General features: G+C 68.2%; 18 protein-coding genes. 16 read left to right on the forward strand and 2 right to left on the reverse strand.

Annotation, left to right across the window (positions count from 1 at the left end):
* Positions 1-85: 85 nt before the first annotated feature.
* The 3 genes from rpmE to prmC all read left to right on the forward strand — a co-directional run bounded on the left by rpmE (position 86) and on the right by prmC (position 2365).
* Positions 86-292, forward strand: coding sequence for a 50S ribosomal protein L31 (gene rpmE / locus OG817_RS04950; protein ID WP_130387310.1), 207 nt, complete (start codon positions 86-88; stop codon positions 290-292).
* A 172-nt stretch (positions 293-464) separates the two neighbouring features.
* Positions 465-1541 carry a peptide chain release factor 1 gene (prfA, locus tag OG817_RS04955; RefSeq protein WP_360446551.1) on the forward strand — a complete coding sequence of 359 codons (1077 nt, stop codon included), beginning with the start codon at positions 465-467 and terminating at the stop codon, positions 1539-1541.
* Positions 1538-2365: a peptide chain release factor N(5)-glutamine methyltransferase gene (gene prmC / locus OG817_RS04960; RefSeq protein WP_406052438.1), complete on the forward strand. Its 828-nt coding sequence runs from the start codon at positions 1538-1540 to the stop codon at positions 2363-2365. The genes prfA and prmC overlap by 4 nt, the downstream gene beginning before the upstream one ends.
* Positions 2366-2368: 3 nt before the next feature.
* On the opposite strand, the gene OG817_RS04965 is transcribed toward prmC, so the two are convergent.
* Both OG817_RS04965 and OG817_RS04970 read right to left on the reverse strand, forming a co-directional pair.
* Positions 2369-3298 carry a hypothetical protein gene (locus OG817_RS04965; protein ID WP_406052440.1) on the reverse strand — a complete coding sequence of 310 codons (930 nt, stop codon included), beginning with the start codon at positions 3296-3298 and terminating at the stop codon, positions 2369-2371.
* A 129-nt stretch (positions 3299-3427) separates the two neighbouring features.
* The gene (locus tag OG817_RS04970) at positions 3428-4441 is read right to left on the reverse strand and encodes an adenosine deaminase (RefSeq protein ID WP_406052441.1); all 1014 of its coding nucleotides are present in this window, start codon (positions 4439-4441) and stop codon (positions 3428-3430) included.
* 109 nt (positions 4442-4550) lie between these two features.
* Here OG817_RS04970 and OG817_RS04975 point away from each other — a divergent pair, with 109 nt between their 5' ends.
* From OG817_RS04975 to OG817_RS05035, 13 genes are all read left to right on the forward strand, one after another.
* Positions 4551-5435, forward strand: a complete 885-nt coding sequence (locus OG817_RS04975) for an L-threonylcarbamoyladenylate synthase (RefSeq protein ID WP_406052443.1) — start codon at positions 4551-4553, stop codon at positions 5433-5435.
* Positions 5435-6553 carry an MraY family glycosyltransferase gene (locus OG817_RS04980; RefSeq protein WP_360446556.1) on the forward strand — a complete coding sequence of 373 codons (1119 nt, stop codon included), beginning with the start codon at positions 5435-5437 and terminating at the stop codon, positions 6551-6553. The genes OG817_RS04975 and OG817_RS04980 overlap by 1 nt, the downstream gene beginning before the upstream one ends.
* Before the next feature lie 205 nt (positions 6554-6758).
* The gene (locus tag OG817_RS04985) at positions 6759-7223 is read left to right on the forward strand and encodes a hypothetical protein (protein ID WP_406052445.1); all 465 of its coding nucleotides are present in this window, start codon (positions 6759-6761) and stop codon (positions 7221-7223) included.
* A 123-nt stretch (positions 7224-7346) separates the two neighbouring features.
* Positions 7347-7562, forward strand: a complete 216-nt coding sequence (locus OG817_RS04990; protein ID WP_393395545.1) for a hypothetical protein — start codon at positions 7347-7349, stop codon at positions 7560-7562.
* A gap of 97 nt (positions 7563-7659) precedes the next feature.
* Positions 7660-8442 (forward strand): F0F1 ATP synthase subunit A, encoded by a 783-nt coding sequence (gene atpB / locus OG817_RS04995; protein ID WP_396393785.1) that lies wholly within the window; start codon positions 7660-7662, stop codon positions 8440-8442.
* An 82-nt stretch (positions 8443-8524) separates the two neighbouring features.
* On the forward strand, positions 8525-8749 hold the full coding sequence (atpE, locus tag OG817_RS05000) for an ATP synthase F0 subunit C (RefSeq protein ID WP_131356058.1): 225 nt from the start codon (positions 8525-8527) through the stop codon (positions 8747-8749).
* A gap of 31 nt (positions 8750-8780) precedes the next feature.
* Positions 8781-9350: a F0F1 ATP synthase subunit B gene (locus OG817_RS05005; RefSeq protein WP_406052447.1), complete on the forward strand. Its 570-nt coding sequence runs from the start codon at positions 8781-8783 to the stop codon at positions 9348-9350.
* Complete coding sequence (locus OG817_RS05010; protein WP_406052449.1) at positions 9350-10147, forward strand: F0F1 ATP synthase subunit delta; 798 nt, start codon at positions 9350-9352, stop codon at positions 10145-10147. Before OG817_RS05005 ends, OG817_RS05010 begins: the two co-directional genes overlap by 1 nt.
* A gap of 88 nt (positions 10148-10235) precedes the next feature.
* The gene (atpA, locus tag OG817_RS05015; RefSeq protein WP_360446562.1) at positions 10236-11873 is read left to right on the forward strand and encodes a F0F1 ATP synthase subunit alpha; all 1638 of its coding nucleotides are present in this window, start codon (positions 10236-10238) and stop codon (positions 11871-11873) included.
* Positions 11874-11879: 6 nt separating this feature from the next.
* Entirely contained in the window at positions 11880-12791 is a 912-nt protein-coding gene (locus tag OG817_RS05020) for a F0F1 ATP synthase subunit gamma (RefSeq protein ID WP_406052451.1), read from the forward strand.
* Between the two features lie 5 nt (positions 12792-12796).
* Positions 12797-14251, forward strand: a complete 1455-nt coding sequence (atpD, locus tag OG817_RS05025) for a F0F1 ATP synthase subunit beta (protein ID WP_360446564.1) — start codon at positions 12797-12799, stop codon at positions 14249-14251.
* 1 nt (position 14252) lies between these two features.
* Positions 14253-14657, forward strand: coding sequence for a F0F1 ATP synthase subunit epsilon (locus tag OG817_RS05030; protein ID WP_131356043.1), 405 nt, complete (start codon positions 14253-14255; stop codon positions 14655-14657).
* Positions 14658-14755: 98 nt separating this feature from the next.
* Positions 14756-15187 carry a DUF2550 domain-containing protein gene (locus OG817_RS05035; protein ID WP_131356041.1) on the forward strand — a complete coding sequence of 144 codons (432 nt, stop codon included), beginning with the start codon at positions 14756-14758 and terminating at the stop codon, positions 15185-15187.
* Position 15188: the final 1 nt, after the last annotated feature.

Raw genomic sequence — 15188 nt, forward strand, 5'->3', positions numbered from 1 at the left:
GCGCCCGGGTGGCAAACTGGTCTGTCGGTTCCGGTTCACGTCCGCATCCGCGGGCGACCCGGGGCACCTGAACCTAGGAGATCCTTTGAAGAGCGACATCCACCCGACGTATGTGGACACCACGGTGACCTGCACTTGTGGCGCCACGTTCACCACGCGCTCGACCGCGGAGAACGGCGTGATCCACGCCGACGTGTGTTCGCAGTGCCACCCCTTCTACACCGGCAAGCAGAAGATTCTCGACACCGGTGGCCGGGTGGCCCGCTTCGAGAAGCGGTACGCCAAGAAGTAGCTGGCGAAGGCGATGGGCGAGGTGTGCCTGCGGACAGCGCAGGCCACCTCGCCTTCGCGTGTTGTGCGGCTGCGCTTCGCTTGCCGCGAGCGGGGGCTTCGCCACCCGCACCCCCTTTGTGCGGGGCTGGCGCGGTTCGGATATCGGGGCGTTGCGAGAGGAGGAGTGCACGATGTTCGAGGCGGTTCAGACGCTCAAGGCCGAGTACGCCGAGCTGGAGCGGCAGATGTCGGATCCGGCGCTGCACTCCGACCAGGCCAACGCCCGCCGGGTCGGCAAGCGGTACGCCGCGCTGGCGCCGGTGGTCCGCACGTACGACGAGTGGCTGCGGACCGCGGACGACATCGGCGCGGCCAAGGAACTGGCGGCCGAGGACCCGGCGTTCGCGGAGGAGGCGGCGAAGCTGACCGCCCGTCGCGAGGAGCTGGCCGAGCGCCTACAGGTGCTGCTGGTGCCGCGGGACCCGAGCGACGACAAGGACGCGATCCTCGAGATCAAGGCCGGTGAGGGCGGCGACGAGTCGGCGCTGTTCGCCGGCGACCTGCTGAGGATGTACCTGAAGTACGCCGAGTCGCAGCACTGGAAGACCGAAGTCCTGGATTCCGCGGAGTCGGACCTCGGTGGCTACAAGTCGATCACCGTCGCCGTCAAGGCCAAGGGCACTCCGGAGCCGGGTGAGGCGCCGTACGCGAAGCTGAAGTTCGAGGGCGGCGTGCACCGGGTCCAGCGGGTGCCGGTGACCGAGTCGCAGGGCCGGATCCACACCTCCGCGGCCGGTGTCCTGGTGCTGCCGGAGGCGGAGGACGTCGACGTCGAGATCGACCAGAACGATCTGCGCATCGACGTGTTCCGATCGTCCGGTCCGGGTGGGCAGAGCGTGAACACGACCGACTCGGCCGTCCGCATCACCCACCTGCCGACCGGCATCGTGGTGTCGATGCAGAACGAGAAGTCCCAGCTGCAGAACCGTGAGCAGGCGATGCGTGTCCTGCGGGCCAGGCTCCTCGCCGCCGCGCAGGAGGCCGCCGACCAGGAGGCGTCCGACGCCCGTCGTTCGCAGATCCGGACCGTCGACCGGTCCGAGCGGATCCGCACCTACAACTTCCCGGAGAACCGCTTCTCCGACCACCGCGTCGGCTACAAGGCGCACAACCTTGACCAGGTCCTCGGCGGCGACCTGGCACCGGTGATCCAGGCGCTGACCGACGCCGACCTCGCCGCCCGGCTCGAGGCCGTCGAATCCCAGTGAGCACCAAGATCCTGGTCGCCGACGCCGCCGCCCGGTTGCGCGACGCTGGTGTCGCGTCACCTGACTTCGACGCCGCGGAGCTGCTCGCCTTCGTCACCGGCACCAGCCGGCTGAATCTCGGCGACCCGACCGAGGATCAGGTACGCCGGTACGACGAGCTGATCGCCCGCCGCGCGCATCGTGAACCGCTCCAGCACCTGACCGGTACGGCGGCCTTCCGCTATCGGGAGCTGGCGGTCGGGCCCGGTGTCTTCGTGCCGAGGCCGGAGACCGAGGTGATGGTCGGCTGGATCCTGGACCGACTGGTCGATGTACCTGAGCCGCTCGTCGTCGACCTGTGCACCGGCTCCGGCGCGATCGCGGGTGCGGTCGCAACCGAACGTCCCGACAGCACGGTCCACGCGGTCGAACTGTCGCCCGAGGCTTGCGTCTGGGCCCGCCGCAACCTGGCCGGCACCGGTGCGACCCTCCATGAGGGCGACATCGATGGTTGTCTCCCGGAGTACGACGGCCAGGTGGATGCGGTGATCGCGAACCCGCCGTACATCCCGTTGACCGCTTGGGAATCTGTCACCGCCGAGGTACGCGACCACGACCCGGCATTGGCCCTGTGGTCCGGAGATGACGGCCTCGACGAGATCAAGGTCGTCGCGACCACTGCGGCCCGCCTGCTCAAACCAGGTGGCTGGTTCGCCTGCGAACACGCCGACGTACAAGGCGAATCAGCTCCGGCCGTGTTCACCGCCACCCGGGCCTTCGCCGAGGTCCGCGACCAACTGGATCTCTCCGGCCGCCATCGCTTCAGCACCGGCCGCAAGATCTAACACCTATTCGTAGACCACGAACTCCGGGCGGGGTTCGAGGGCGAGGACCTGGGGTGGCGTCATCAGCGGACCGTGCCGGGTGTCTTCGGTGTAGAAGAGTTTGAAGCCGGCGTGCACCGACGATGGAAGGGTGGCCGTCAGCTTGCCCCAGGTCTCGAGTTTGTCGGTGCGGGCGCCGATGCCGTCGACGGACTTGATCGTGACGACGCCGGGGTGTTTCGTCAGCGCCTTCTCGTTGCTGACGATGCGGGTGGAGAGCTGGTGGAAGACGAACACTTTCTCCGGCAGGTTGTTCGCGCGGACCAGACCCGACAGGTACGACGCGATGCTGTCGAGCTCGACGCCGGTCGTATGACCGTAGACCCGGCCGGGGACCTGACCCGGACCGACCGCCCACTCGGGGTCGAACGCGAGGCCGACGTCGGGTTCCTTCAGCCAGCGTTCGAGCCGCTTCACCTCGGGCAGGATCTTCGCCCGGCCCGGCTGGATGTCCAGCAGCAACAACATCTTGTGCTTGCGCGCGACCGTCAGGTACTCGTCGATCGCCGCGTCCGCCAGCCGTCCGCGATACAGCCCGTCCTTGCCCGGCGACCCCTTCGCGACCACCGCGATGAGCTCCATCACCGGCTGCGGTATCCGCTCGGCGGCGTACGACTTGGAGAGCTTCTCCAGCGTCGCAGCCTTCTTCTCCAGGTCCTTGTCCAGTGGCCCGAGTGCGGGTGAGCCCGGCAGGCCGACGTACCCGACGAGTTGGTACTTCGGGAAGATCACTCGCCCGCCCCGCGGCAGGCCGCCGTTGCCCGACGGAGGTGGGGGAGGCTGTGGTGTGGCAGGAGCGGACGGACGGGGAGAGGTCTTCGCCGGTGTCGGCGCGGAGCCGACACTCGCGGGCGCGTCACTGCAGGCAGCCGCGCCGACCAGCACACTGGCCATGGCCAGCACCTCACAGACTTTCCGCATCGCTCCAGCCAACCACGAGCGGCGGGGCGTCACCCCAGACGAGGTCGACCAACTCGTCCGGCCGCAGGTCGCCCCTCACGCCGGAAGGATAACGCGGAGCAATTAACCGGCTACGTAGGCGTCGATCTCCTGCAGCAGGGCGTGCTTCACTGAGTCCTCGGCGAACGACACCCGCACGGCGGTCTTGGCGAGCTCGGCGGCACCGGCCTCGTCGAGCTCGAGCAGACGGGCGGCGACGGCGTACTCGTTGGTCAGGCTGGTGCCGAACATCGGCGGGTCGTCGGAGTTGATGGTGACGACCAGACCGGCGTCGACCATCGCGCGCAGCGGGTGCTCGTCGTACGACGCGACCGCGCGGGTGGCGATGTTCGACGTCGGGCTCACCTCGAGCGGGATCCGGTGCTCACCCAGGTAGTCGACCAGCGCCGGGTCCTGCATGGCCGACGTACCGTGGCCGATCCGCTCGGCCTTCAGCACGCGGACCGCGTCCCAGATCGTTTCCGGACCGGTCGTCTCACCCGCGTGCGGCACGCTGTGCAGTCCGGCGGCGAGCGCGGCCTCGAAGTGCGGCTGGAACTGCGGCCGCGGTACGCCGATCTCCGGTCCGCCGAGGCCGAACCCGACCAGGCCCTCGGGCCGGATCCTGGTCGCGATCCGCAGGGTCTCGTCGGCGCCCGGCACCCCGTCCTCACCGGAGATGTCGAAGATCCACCGCAGCGTGATCCCGAGTTCCTTCTCGGCCGCGACCCGCGCGTCCTCGATCGCCTCGCAGTACGCCTCGGGCGCGATCCCACGGACCACCGACGTGTACGGCGTGCAGGTCAGCTCGGCGTACCGCAGGTTCTGCGCGGCCATCTCGCGGGCGACCTCGTAGGTCAGCAGCCGGACGTCCTCGGGCGTCTTGATCAGCTCGACGACGCTCAGGTAGACCTCGATGAACTTGGCGAAGTCGGTGAACTGGAAGTACTCGGCCAGCGCGGCCGGGTCGGCCGGCACCGGCGACCCGGGGTGCCGGGCGGCGAGCTCGGCGACGATCCGCGGCGATGCGGACCCGACGTGGTGGACATGCAGTTCGGCCTTCGGCAACCCGGCAAGGAACTCACGCGACACAGTCATGCCGGGATCCTAGGAGTCTCCGGCGCGATCCGCCGGAAAGCTCACAATCACTTGTCAGGATCCGCCGGGCCGTGGCCCGGCTGGAGTCGCAGGGGTCGCGGGTGGCACGATGCGGTGCGTGAGTGAGCGCTTCGACTTCACCGGCGACGAGCTGGCACCGGCCTATCGAGCGGCCGTGGACGCCATCGAGGCCGGCGACCTGGTCGTCCTTCCGACCGACACCGTCTACGGCATCGCCGCGGACGCCTTCAAGGCGGACGCGGTCCAGCGATTGCTGGATGCCAAGGGCCGTGGCCGGGACATGCCGCCGCCGGTGCTGATCTCGGTGGTGGAGTCGCTGGACGCGCTCGCCACCGACGTCCCCGACGACGGCCGCACGCTGTGCCAGGAGTTCTGGCCCGGCCCGCTGACGGTGATCTGCCACGCGCAGACCTCGCTGATGTGGGACCTGGGGGAGACCCAGGGCACGGTCGCGCTGCGCGTGCCCGACCACGAGAACACCCGCGAACTGCTCTCCCGGACCGGTCCGCTCGCGGTCAGCTCGGCGAACAAGAGCGGCCGGCCCGCGGCGCTCGACGTGTACGACGCCGAGGAGCAGCTGGAGGACACGGTCGCGGTCTACCTGGACGGCGGTACGGCGACCGGTGGGCAGCCGTCCACCATCGTCGACATCACCGGCGACACGCCTCACGTCGTACGGCTCGGCGCCCTGTCGCTGGAGCAGCTCCGGGCCGTCGTCCCGGGCGTCACCAGCTACCTGGACGACGACAAGCCGGACGAAGAGCCGGAAGAAAAGCAGGACGAAGAACCGGAAGCGAAGGCCGACGAGCCGGAAGCGAAGGCCGACGAGCCGGAAGCGACGCCGGACGAGACCGATGAGAAGCCAACCGAAGAGCCCGTTGCGGCGTCCAACGAGCAGGACGACAAGCCGCCGTCCCCAGCCAAGGACGACGAGAAGCCGTCCGAACCGGACGATGTGAGGCCTGCGACCTAGTGCGCGAGTATCTGCTGGTCCTGTTCGTGGCGATGGCCACGACCTTTCTGCTGACCGGCGTGGCCCGGCAGATCGCGCTGCGGTACGGCGCCGTCGCGAAGGTACGGGCCCGCGACGTGCACAAGGTTCCGATCCCGTACTTCGGCGGCATCTCGATCCTCGGCGGCCTGATCGCCGCGTTCGCCGTCGCATCCAACCTGCCGTTCCTCGGCAACAGCCTGCAGGTCGCGCACGACGCACGGGCGATCCTGATCGGCGGCGTGGTGATCTGCGCCGTCGGCGTGGTCGACGACCTGTACGAGCTGGACGCGATCACCAAGCTGGCCGGCGAGGTGCTCGCGGTCGGCGTGATGGTTGTCCAGGGCATCCAGTTGTACTGGCTTCCACTGCCCGGCGGTGTGGTGTCGCCATCGCCCGCGCAGCTCGCCGTACTCACCGCCGGCATCCTGCTGGTGTCCTGCAACGCGGTGAACTTCGTCGACGGCCTGGACGGCCTGGCCGCCGGCGTCACCGCGATCGGGGCAACCGCGTTCTTCATCTACTCCTACCTGCTGAACTTCGAGCAGAACCTCGACCGGGCGACGACGTCGACCCTGATCACGGTCGCGCTGGCCGGTGCGTGCCTCGGCTTCCTGCCGCACAACTTCTTCCCTGCCAGGGTCTTCATGGGCGATTCCGGTGCCCTGCTGATCGGCCTGATGCTCGCGGCGTCGACGATCAGCCTGACCGGCCAGATGGATCCGAACGCGGTTCCGTACGAGGTCGGCGGCTCCAGCCTGCTGCCGGCGCTGCTCCCGCTGGTCCTGCCGATCGCCGTGCTCGCGATCCCCGCGCTGGACCTGACGATGGCCTACGTACGCCGTACCAAGGCCGGCCGGTCGCCGTTCGCGGCGGACAAACTCCATCTGCACCACCGGCTGATGCAACGCGGCCACTCGCACCGTCGCGCGGTCCTGCTGATGTACCTGTGGACCGCCCTGATCGCCTACGGCGTGGTGGTCCTCGGGCTCGTCCTGTTCTGGTGGACCGCCCTGATCGTGCTGGCCGTCGCGGTCACCGCGGTCCTGCTCACCACGGGTCTGCCGAGGCGATCCCGGAAACCGCTCGCCAAGGTCTGACCCAGAACGACCAGGGACCAGACCACTCGGCGGTGTGGCCTACCGATAGGGTGTTCGTGTACAGCGGCAGGACCGCTCGTTTTGCTGACCGCGCAGACTTTGTGCTAGTTTTCACAAGCACCAGCAAAGAACAGCGACACCCCTGACCCCGCCCACCCGACGACCGAGCCGCGAGACCCGGTCGCCAGCAGGACGGAACCAGCAGATGGCTCCCTCGGCTCACAGCCCGAAAGTCGCCGGCCAGGCCACTCGGCACCCGGCGCTGGCAATGCTGCGCGGCGCTCTGATCGCCGCGCTCGTCGTCGGCGTCAACGCGGCCGCGGTGTCAACCGTCGCGGCCGGTCTGCCCGGCCTGTGGGGCGCGTTGCTGGGGTTCTTGATCGTCGTCGTCTTCTCCGGCGCGGGCCTGCTCGCGCTGCACCTGTCCCGCCGGACCTCCCCGACGATGCAACTCGCCGTCGCGATGGCGTCGTACACCGGCCGGATCGCGATCTTCGGCGGCCTGCTCGCCGTCGCGCTGAGCTCGGACGGCCTGGCCCGGCACGTGAATCTGACCGTGCTCGGGATCTGTGCGCTGGTGGTCGTGATGGGCTGGATGGCCGGCGAGATCTGGGCCTGGTCGCGGCTGCGCATCCCGATCTACGACCTCGACGGCGAGGTCACCGCATGACCACCTTGGGTAGCGGCTTGAACGAGCGGAGCGAGTTCATCATCAAGCACCTCCCTGCTGTGGTGAGGGTTACGGGAGCCGATGTGACCGGTCGTGTCGCGGACTGGTACCTTTCGGGTGCCAATGAGCGAGCACGAGGATCCGAAGCCATCACCCGGCAATGCGGGCGACGGCTGGCGGGTCCTGTCCTACTTGATCGGCGGAGTCGTCGTGTACGGCGCCATCGGGTTCGGGTTGGATCGCCTGCTGGGCACCCAGTTCTTACTCCCGGTGGGCATCGTCCTCGGTGCCGGGCTCACCGTTTTGTTGCTGCACTTCCGGTACGGGTCGCGGTCCTGACCCCTGCCGGGTCTGACGTTGTTGACCGCCATGCCCTGAGCCGCCCTGCCCTTAGCCACAAGGCGTCCGACTTGAGCACGACGCGAGAGGAGACCCGGTGATTGCCGGCGTTCCGACCGAGTTCAACCCGCCCGGTCCCGAAAGCTTCGACCTTCCGCCGATCATCGACGGCGTGGACTGGTTCACCAAGCCAGTGCTGGTGTCCGCCCTGACTGTCGTCGTGATCGTCTGGTTCTTCTGGGGTGCGTCCCGCAAGGCGGCGATCGTGCCGAGCAAGCTGCAGTTCGCCGGTGAGCTCGGGTACAACTTCGTCCGCAACTCGATCGCCCGCGACGCCATCGGCAGCGCGGAGTACATGCGCTTCGTGCCCTACCTGTGCGGCCTGTTCTTCTTCATCCTGCTGAACAACGTCGCCGCGACCGTCCCGCTGGTCCAGTTCCCCACGTTCAGCCACATCGGCTGGGCGTACACGGCGGCGATCATGACCTGGGTGATCTACAACGCGGTCGGGATCAGGAGGCACGGCGTCTGGGGCTACTTCAAGCTCCAGACCATGCCGGCCGGTGTGCCGGTCTGGCTGTTGCCGCTGATGATCCCGATCGAGTTCATCTCGAACATCCTGGTCCGGCCGGTCTCCTTGAGCCTGCGGTTGTTCGCCAACATGTTCGCCGGCCACATCCTGCTCCTGGTCTTCGTGCTCGGCGGCGAGTACCTGGTCTTCGAGACCGGCAACATCGCCCTGGCCGGCGTCGGCGTCGTGACCTGGTTGATGGGCCTCGCGATCGCCGGTCTGGAGCTGTTCGTCCAGTGCATCCAGGCGTACATCTTCGTCGTGCTGACCGCGCAGTACATCGGCAGCGCGATCGCCGAGGAGCACTGATCCGCAGTACCTGCACCGCCCCACAGACCGTAGTAACGGAAATCCGGATAGCCGCTATCCGTACCGAAAGGAACACACTGCAATGACCGCACTCGACATCACCGGCAACATCGCAGTACTGGGTTACGGCCTCGCCGCGATCGGCCCGGGCGTCGGCGTCGGCCTGATCTTCGCCGCCGTGATCAACGGCACCGCGCGGCAGCCGGAGGCGCAGAGCAAGCTGCAGTCGATCGCATGGATCGGCTTCGGCGTGACCGAGGTGCTGGCGATCATCGGTATCGCGCTCGCCTTCGTCTTCCGTACCTGAGCTACTTTCCTCCGACTGACAGGATTCAGACATGTTGACGAAGGTGCTACCGCTGGCCGCGGAGGGTGAGCAAGTCAACCCGCTGGTGCCACACACCGCCGAGATCATTTTCGGTTTCGTCTTCCTGATCCTGCTGGCCATCGCCTTCGCCAAGGTCGTCGTGCCCAAGTTCGAGAAGGCGTACGCCGATCGGACCCAGGCGATCGAAGGCGGGATGGATGCGGCCAAGCAGGCCCAGGCCGAGGCGAAGGCGGCTCTGGACAAGTACAACGCGCAGCTGGCCGAGGCCCGGCAGGAGGCGGCGAAGATCCGCGAGGACGCGCGTGAGCAGGGTGCGCAGATCATCGCGGAGATGCGTGAGCAGGCGAACGCCGAGTCCGAGCGGATCGTCACGCACGCGCGGACCCAGATCGACGCCGAGCGGGCGCAGGCCGTGGCCGCGCTGCGGGCCGAGGTCGGCACGATGGCGACCACGCTGGCCGGCCGCATCGTCGGGGAGTCGCTCGAGGACGAGGCGCGTCAGCGTCGCACCGTCGAGCGGTTCCTGGCCGACCTCGAGGCCTCCGAGTCCGCACGTCAGGCCGTCGGAACGGACGGCTGATGCGCGGCGCATCGAACGAGTCACTCGCCAAGGCCCGGGAGGCCCTGGCGGGTGTCACGGTGACCGATGAGCTCGGTGTCGAGCTGTTCTCTGTGGCCAAGCTGCTGGACGGCACAGGCGCGCTCCGGCGCGCACTGACCGACCCGGCCCGGCCGCGGGACGCCCGCGTCGCGCTGGTCCGGCAGTTGCTCGGCGGCAAGATCTCCACCCCGGCGGAGGAGGTCCTGACCACCGCCGTGGCCGGCCGCTGGGTCAGCAGCCGCGACCTCGCGGACGCGCTGGACCAGCTCAGTGTCGAGGCCGAGGTGGCGTACGCCGACACCCGGCGCAAGCTGGACGACGTCGAGGACGAACTGTTCCGGCTGGACCGGATCGTCGCGGTGGAGCGGGGGCTGAGCGACAAGCTCAGCGACCACAACATCCCGCTCACGGCCCGGCAGCAGCTGCTCGCCGGACTGCTGCAGGGCAAGGCCGACGCCGCCACGATGCGGCTGGCCGAGCGTGCGGTGGACGGACGCGGCCGGAGCTTCGCGGCGTCGCTGCGGTCCTACCAGGTCGCCGCGGCGGCCCGGCGCAACGCCAGCATCGCCACCGTCCGGGTCGCGACCGACCTCTCCGAGGCCGAGCGCACCCGGCTGGCCGAGGCACTCGGCCGTCAGTACGGCCGGGACATCCAGCTGAACGTGATCGTCGACCCCAACGTGGTCGGCGGCGTGCGGGTGGACATCGGCGACGAAGTGATCGACGGAACCATCGCGGCCAGGCTCGACGAAGCGCAACGGCGCATCGCGGGCTGAACCCCCTTAACGACATAAAGCGGCGCTAGGGGTCGGGAAAGCCTTTAGAGCCACAACAGGCCAGCAGGGTCAAGGAAGCAGGAACACAATGGCTGAGCTCACGATCAGGCCGGAGGAGATCCGGGACGCCCTGGATCGGTTCGTCACCGAGTACCAACCGGCGGAGGCGGCCCGCGAAGAGGTCGGCACCGTGGTCGACGCGGGTGACGGTATCGCGCACGTCGAGGGCCTGCCCTCGGCGATGACCAACGAGCTGCTCGAGTTCGAGGACGGCACCCGGGGCATCGCGCTGAACCTGGACGTCCGCGACATCGGTGTCGTCGTCCTCGGTGAGTTCGACGGGATCGAGGAGGGCCAGCAGGTCCGCCGGACCGGCTCGGTGCTGTCGGTGCCGGTCGGCGAGGGCTACCTCGGCCGCGTCGTCGACCCGCTGGGCAAGCCGATCGACGGCCTGGGCGAGATCAAGGACCTCGAGGGCGACCGTGCGCTGGAGCTGCAGGCGGCCGGCGTGATGGACCGCCAGGAGGTCCGCGAGCCGCTGCAGACCGGTATCAAGGCGATCGACGGGATGATCCCGATCGGCCGCGGTCAGCGCGAGCTGATCATCGGTGACCGCAAGACCGGCAAGACGGCGATCGCGGTCGACACGATCATCAACCAGAAGGCGAACTGGGAGTCCGGCGACCCGAAGAAGCAGGTCCGCTGCATCTACGTCGCGGTCGGCCAGAAGGGCTCCACGATCGCCGCGGTCCGCGGTGCGCTCGAAGAGGCCGGCGCGATGGAGTACACCACCATCGTCGCCTCCCCGGCATCCGACCCGGCCGGCTTCAAGTACGTCGCGCCGTACACCGGCTCGGCCATCGGCCAGCACTGGATGTACCAGGGCAAGCACGTGCTGATCGTCTTCGACGACCTGACCAAGCAGGCCGAGGCGTACCGCGCGATGTCGCTGCTGCTGCGCCGCCCGCCGGGCCGTGAGGCGTACCCGGGTGACGTCTTCTACCTGCACAGCCGTCTGCTGGAGCGCTGCGCGAAGCTGTCCGACGAGCTCGGCGCCGGTTCGATGACGGGTCTGCCGATCATCGAGACCAAGGCCAACGACGTGTCGGCGTTCATCCCGACCAACGTCATCTCGATCACCGACGGCCAGATCTTCCTGCAGTCCGACCTGTTCAACGCCAACATCCGGCCGGCCATCGACGTCGGTATCTCGGTGTCCCGGGTCGGTGGCGCCGCGCAGGTCAAGGGCATGAAGAACGTGTCCGGCTCGCTGAAGATCGACCTGGCCCAGTTCCGCGCGATGGAGGCGTTCGCGATGTTCGCGTCCGACCTCGACGCCACTTCCCGCCGGCAGCTCGACCGGGGTCAGCGGCTGGTCCAGCTGCTCCGGCAGCCGCAGTACTCGCCGTATCCGGTGGAGGACCAGATCGTCTCCATCTGGTCCGGTACGACGGGCAAGTTCGACGAGGTTCCGGTCGACGACGTACTGCGCTTCGAGCGGGACTTCCTGGACTACCTGCGCCGGGAGAGCAAGGTGCTCGACAGCATCCGCGAATCCGGTCTGTTCGACGACGACTCGGCCCAGGCCGTGACCGAGGCGCTGAACGCGTTCAAGCCGACCTTCCAGACCTCCGAGGGCACCCTGCTGGGCACCGAGGCGGAGGCCGAGGCGATGGACGAGGCGGACGTCGAGCAGGAGCAGATCGTCCGGCAGAAGCGGGGCTGATCGACGGTGCCAGCCAATCTGCGGGAGCTACGCGATCGCAAGGCCTCGGTCTCGACGATCAAGAAGCTCACCCGGGCGATGGAACTCATCGCGGCGTCCCGGATCGTCAAGGCGCAGCAGCGCGCCCAGGCGGCCGGTCCGTACGCGCGTGAGCTCACCCGTGCCGTGTCGGCGGTGGCGACGTTCTCGAACGTGGACCACCCGCTGACCACCGAGAAGCCCGACCCGAAGCGGGCCGCGGTGCTGCTGATCACCTCCGATCGCGGTCAGGCCGGGGCGTACTCGGCCAACGTGATCCGTGAAGGGGAGCGGCTGAACCAGCTGCTGCGCGAGGACGGCAGAGAGGTCGTCCCGTACCTCAGCGGCCGCAAGGGCATCGCGTACTACACCTTCCGGCAGCGCGAGGTCGCGCAGTCGTGGAGCGGTGACTCCGACGCTCCGTCGTTCGCCCGTGCGCGGGAGATCGCCGACGCGCTGATCGAGGCCTTCCTGACCCCGACCGAGGAGGGCGGCGTGGACGAGATCCACATCGTCTTCACCCGGTTCGTGTCGATGCTGACCCAGCGCGCGGACGTGATCCGCCTGCTGCCGCTGGAGGTCGTCGAGGGCGCGGAGGCGCCGGCGGCGGACGACGTACTGCCGCTGTACGAGTTCGAGCCGTCCGCCGAAGAGGTGCTCGACGGGCTGCTGCCGAAGTACGTCGCCAGCCGGATCCACTACTGCATGCTGCAGGCGGCCGCTTCCGAGCTGGCCAACCGGCAGCGGGCGATGAAGTCGGCGACGGACAACGCGCAGGACCTGATCGAGAAGCTCACGCGGGACCTCAACCAGGCCCGCCAGGCCCAAATTACCCAGGAAATCAGCGAGATCGTCGGTGGCGCCAGCGCGCTGGCCGACGCGAACGCCGGGAGCGAGTGAGAGAGATGACTGCCACGGTTACCGAGAAGAACAACGAGGCCGGTTCGACTGCCGTCGGTCGCGTCGCCCGGGTGATCGGCCCGGTCGTCGACGTCGAGTTCCCGGCGGATGCGATGCCCGACATGTACAACGCGCTCGAGGTGGACATCACCCTGGGCGACGTCACCCAGACGATCACCCTCGAGGTCGCGCTGCACGTCGGCGACAACATCGTCCGGGCGATCTCGATGAAGCCCACCGACGGCCTCGTCCGCGGCGTCGAGGTGCGCGACACCGGCTCGGCGATCTCCGTTCCGGTCGGCGACGTCACCAAGGGCCGGGTCTGGTCCGTGACCGGCAAGTGCCTGAACCAGGACGAGTCCGAGTTCGAGATCGCCGAGCGCTGGCCGATCCACCGCAAGGCGCCGGCCTTCGACCAGCTCGAGTCGAAGACCGAGATGCTGGAGACCGGCATCAAGGTGCTCGACCTGCTCACGCCGTACGTGCAGGGCGGCAAGATCGGCCTGTTCGGCGGTGCGGGTGTCGGCAAGACCGTGCTGATCCAGGAGATGATCTACCGGATCGCCCACAACTTCGGTGGTACGTCGGTGTTCGCCGGCGTGGGCGAGCGGACCCGTGAGGGCAACGACCTGATCAACGAGATGGAAGAGGCCGGCGTCTTCAAGGACACCGCGCTGGTCTTCGGTCAGATGGACGAGCCGCCGGGCACCCGGCTGCGGGTCGCGCTGTCCGCGCTGACGATGGCGGAGTACTTCCGCGACGTCAAGGAGCAGGACGTGCTGCTCTTCATCGACAACATCTTCCGGTTCACCCAGGCCGGTTCCGAGGTCTCCACGCTGCTCGGCCGGATGCCGAGCGCGGTGGGCTACCAGCCGAACCTGGCCGACGAGATGGGCGTGCTGCAGGAGCGGATCACCTCGACCCGGGGTCACTCGATCACCTCGATGCAGGCGATCTACGTGCCCGCGGACGACTACACCGACCCGGCGCCGGCCACCACGTTCGCGCACCTGGACGCGACCACCGAGCTGTCGCGTGACATCGCGTCGCGTGGTCTGTACCCGGCCGTCGACCCGCTGACCTCGACGTCGCGGATCCTCGACCCGCAGTACATCGGCCAGGAGCACTACGACGTGGCCGTCCGGGTGAAGCAGATCCTGCAGAAGAACAAGGAACTGCAGGACATCATCGCCATCCTGGGTGTGGACGAGCTCTCCGAAGAGGACAAGATCACCGTCGCGCGGGCGCGCCGGATCGAGCAGTTCCTCTCCCAGAACACCTACATGGCGGAGAAGTTCACCAACATCAAGGGCTCGACCGTGCCGCTGAAGGACACCATCGAGTCCTTCAAGAAGATCACCGAAGGCGAGTGCGACCACATCGCCGAGCAGGCGTTCTTCAACGTCGGTTCGCTCGAGGACGTCGAGCGCAAGTGGGCCGAGCTGCAGAAGGAAAACTGACATGGCCGACGAATCTGCCAAGCACCTCGAGGTCGCGCTGGTCGCGGCCGAGCGGACCGTGTGGCAGGGTCAGGCCAGGATCGTCATCGCCCGCACCACGGACGGTGACGTCGGGATCCTGCCCGGCCACGCGCCGCTGCTGGGCCTGCTGCAGGGCGGCACCGTCCAGGTGCGGACCGTCGACGACGAGTACTTCGTCGCGGCCGCGCCGGACGGCTTCATCTCGGTGGCGAACGACCGGGTCTCGATCCTGGCCGAGAACGCCGAGATGGGTCACGACATCGATCTCGAGGAAGCCCGGCGCGAACTCGAGGAAGCGCTGGCGACCGGTAGCGAGACCGATGCGGACTCCGACGAGGTCCGCCTCGCCGAGGCCCGGGTGAGGGCCGCCGAGAAGACGGCCTGACGGTACCTGTCATAATCGAACATCGTCACTGACAGTACGGTTCTCCGGGGTGCCCGGGGCAGTACGCTATCGGGCACCGGGAATGAGGTCGGCAAGGTATGAGGACAGTCCTCGATGTCGTCGGGGTCTGTCTGCTTGCCGCCGTACTGCTGATCATCGCGTTCGCGTGCCGCCGTCGCTGGTTGTCCAGGGACGGCGGCACTTTCGATTGCAGCCTGCAGTTGGCCGAGAAGGACCACGGCCGCGGCTGGGCCCTGGGCCTGGCCCGCTACGTCGGTGACGAGCTGCAGTGGTTCCGGGTCTTCAGCCTGGTCTGGTGGCCGAAGCTCGTCGTCAACCGCCGCCAGCTCGAAGGCATCACCACCCGCCGCCCGATGGGCAACGAGCCCCTCGTCACGTACGCCGGCCACGTCATAGTCGACGCCGCCCTCCAAGACCGCACAGTCCACTTCGCCATGACCGAAGAAGCCCTCACCGGCGTACTGGCCTGGGTAGAATCCGCCCCACCCAGCAGCCAGACCTACCACTGAC

It is taken from the genome of Kribbella sp. NBC_00889, from assembly GCF_045207705.1.
GTDB lineage: Bacteria > Actinomycetota > Actinomycetes > Propionibacteriales > Kribbellaceae > Kribbella.

Bases quoted from the DNA above. Each gene is read 5' to 3' on its own strand.
- prfA (WP_360446551.1), top strand. From the start codon at position 465: ATGTTCGAGGCGGTTCAGACGCTCAAGGCCGAGTACGCCGAGCTGGAG.
- OG817_RS04965 (WP_406052440.1), bottom strand. From the start codon at position 3,298: ATGGCCAGTGTGCTGGTCGGCGCGGCTGCCTGCAGTGACGCGCCCGCG.
- OG817_RS04970 (WP_406052441.1), bottom strand. From the start codon at position 4,441: ATGACTGTGTCGCGTGAGTTCCTTGCCGGGTTGCCGAAGGCCGAACTG.
- OG817_RS04975 (WP_406052443.1), top strand. From the start codon at position 4,551: ATGCGGTGCGTGAGTGAGCGCTTCGACTTCACCGGCGACGAGCTGGCA.
- OG817_RS04985 (WP_406052445.1), top strand. From the start codon at position 6,759: ATGGCTCCCTCGGCTCACAGCCCGAAAGTCGCCGGCCAGGCCACTCGG.
- OG817_RS04990 (WP_393395545.1), top strand. From the start codon at position 7,347: ATGAGCGAGCACGAGGATCCGAAGCCATCACCCGGCAATGCGGGCGAC.
- atpE (WP_131356058.1), top strand. From the start codon at position 8,525: ATGACCGCACTCGACATCACCGGCAACATCGCAGTACTGGGTTACGGC.
- OG817_RS05005 (WP_406052447.1), top strand. From the start codon at position 8,781: ATGTTGACGAAGGTGCTACCGCTGGCCGCGGAGGGTGAGCAAGTCAAC.
- OG817_RS05010 (WP_406052449.1), top strand. From the start codon at position 9,350: ATGCGCGGCGCATCGAACGAGTCACTCGCCAAGGCCCGGGAGGCCCTG.
- atpA (WP_360446562.1), top strand. From the start codon at position 10,236: ATGGCTGAGCTCACGATCAGGCCGGAGGAGATCCGGGACGCCCTGGAT.
- atpD (WP_360446564.1), top strand. From the start codon at position 12,797: ATGACTGCCACGGTTACCGAGAAGAACAACGAGGCCGGTTCGACTGCC.
- OG817_RS05030 (WP_131356043.1), top strand. From the start codon at position 14,253: ATGGCCGACGAATCTGCCAAGCACCTCGAGGTCGCGCTGGTCGCGGCC.
- OG817_RS05035 (WP_131356041.1), top strand. From the start codon at position 14,756: ATGAGGACAGTCCTCGATGTCGTCGGGGTCTGTCTGCTTGCCGCCGTA.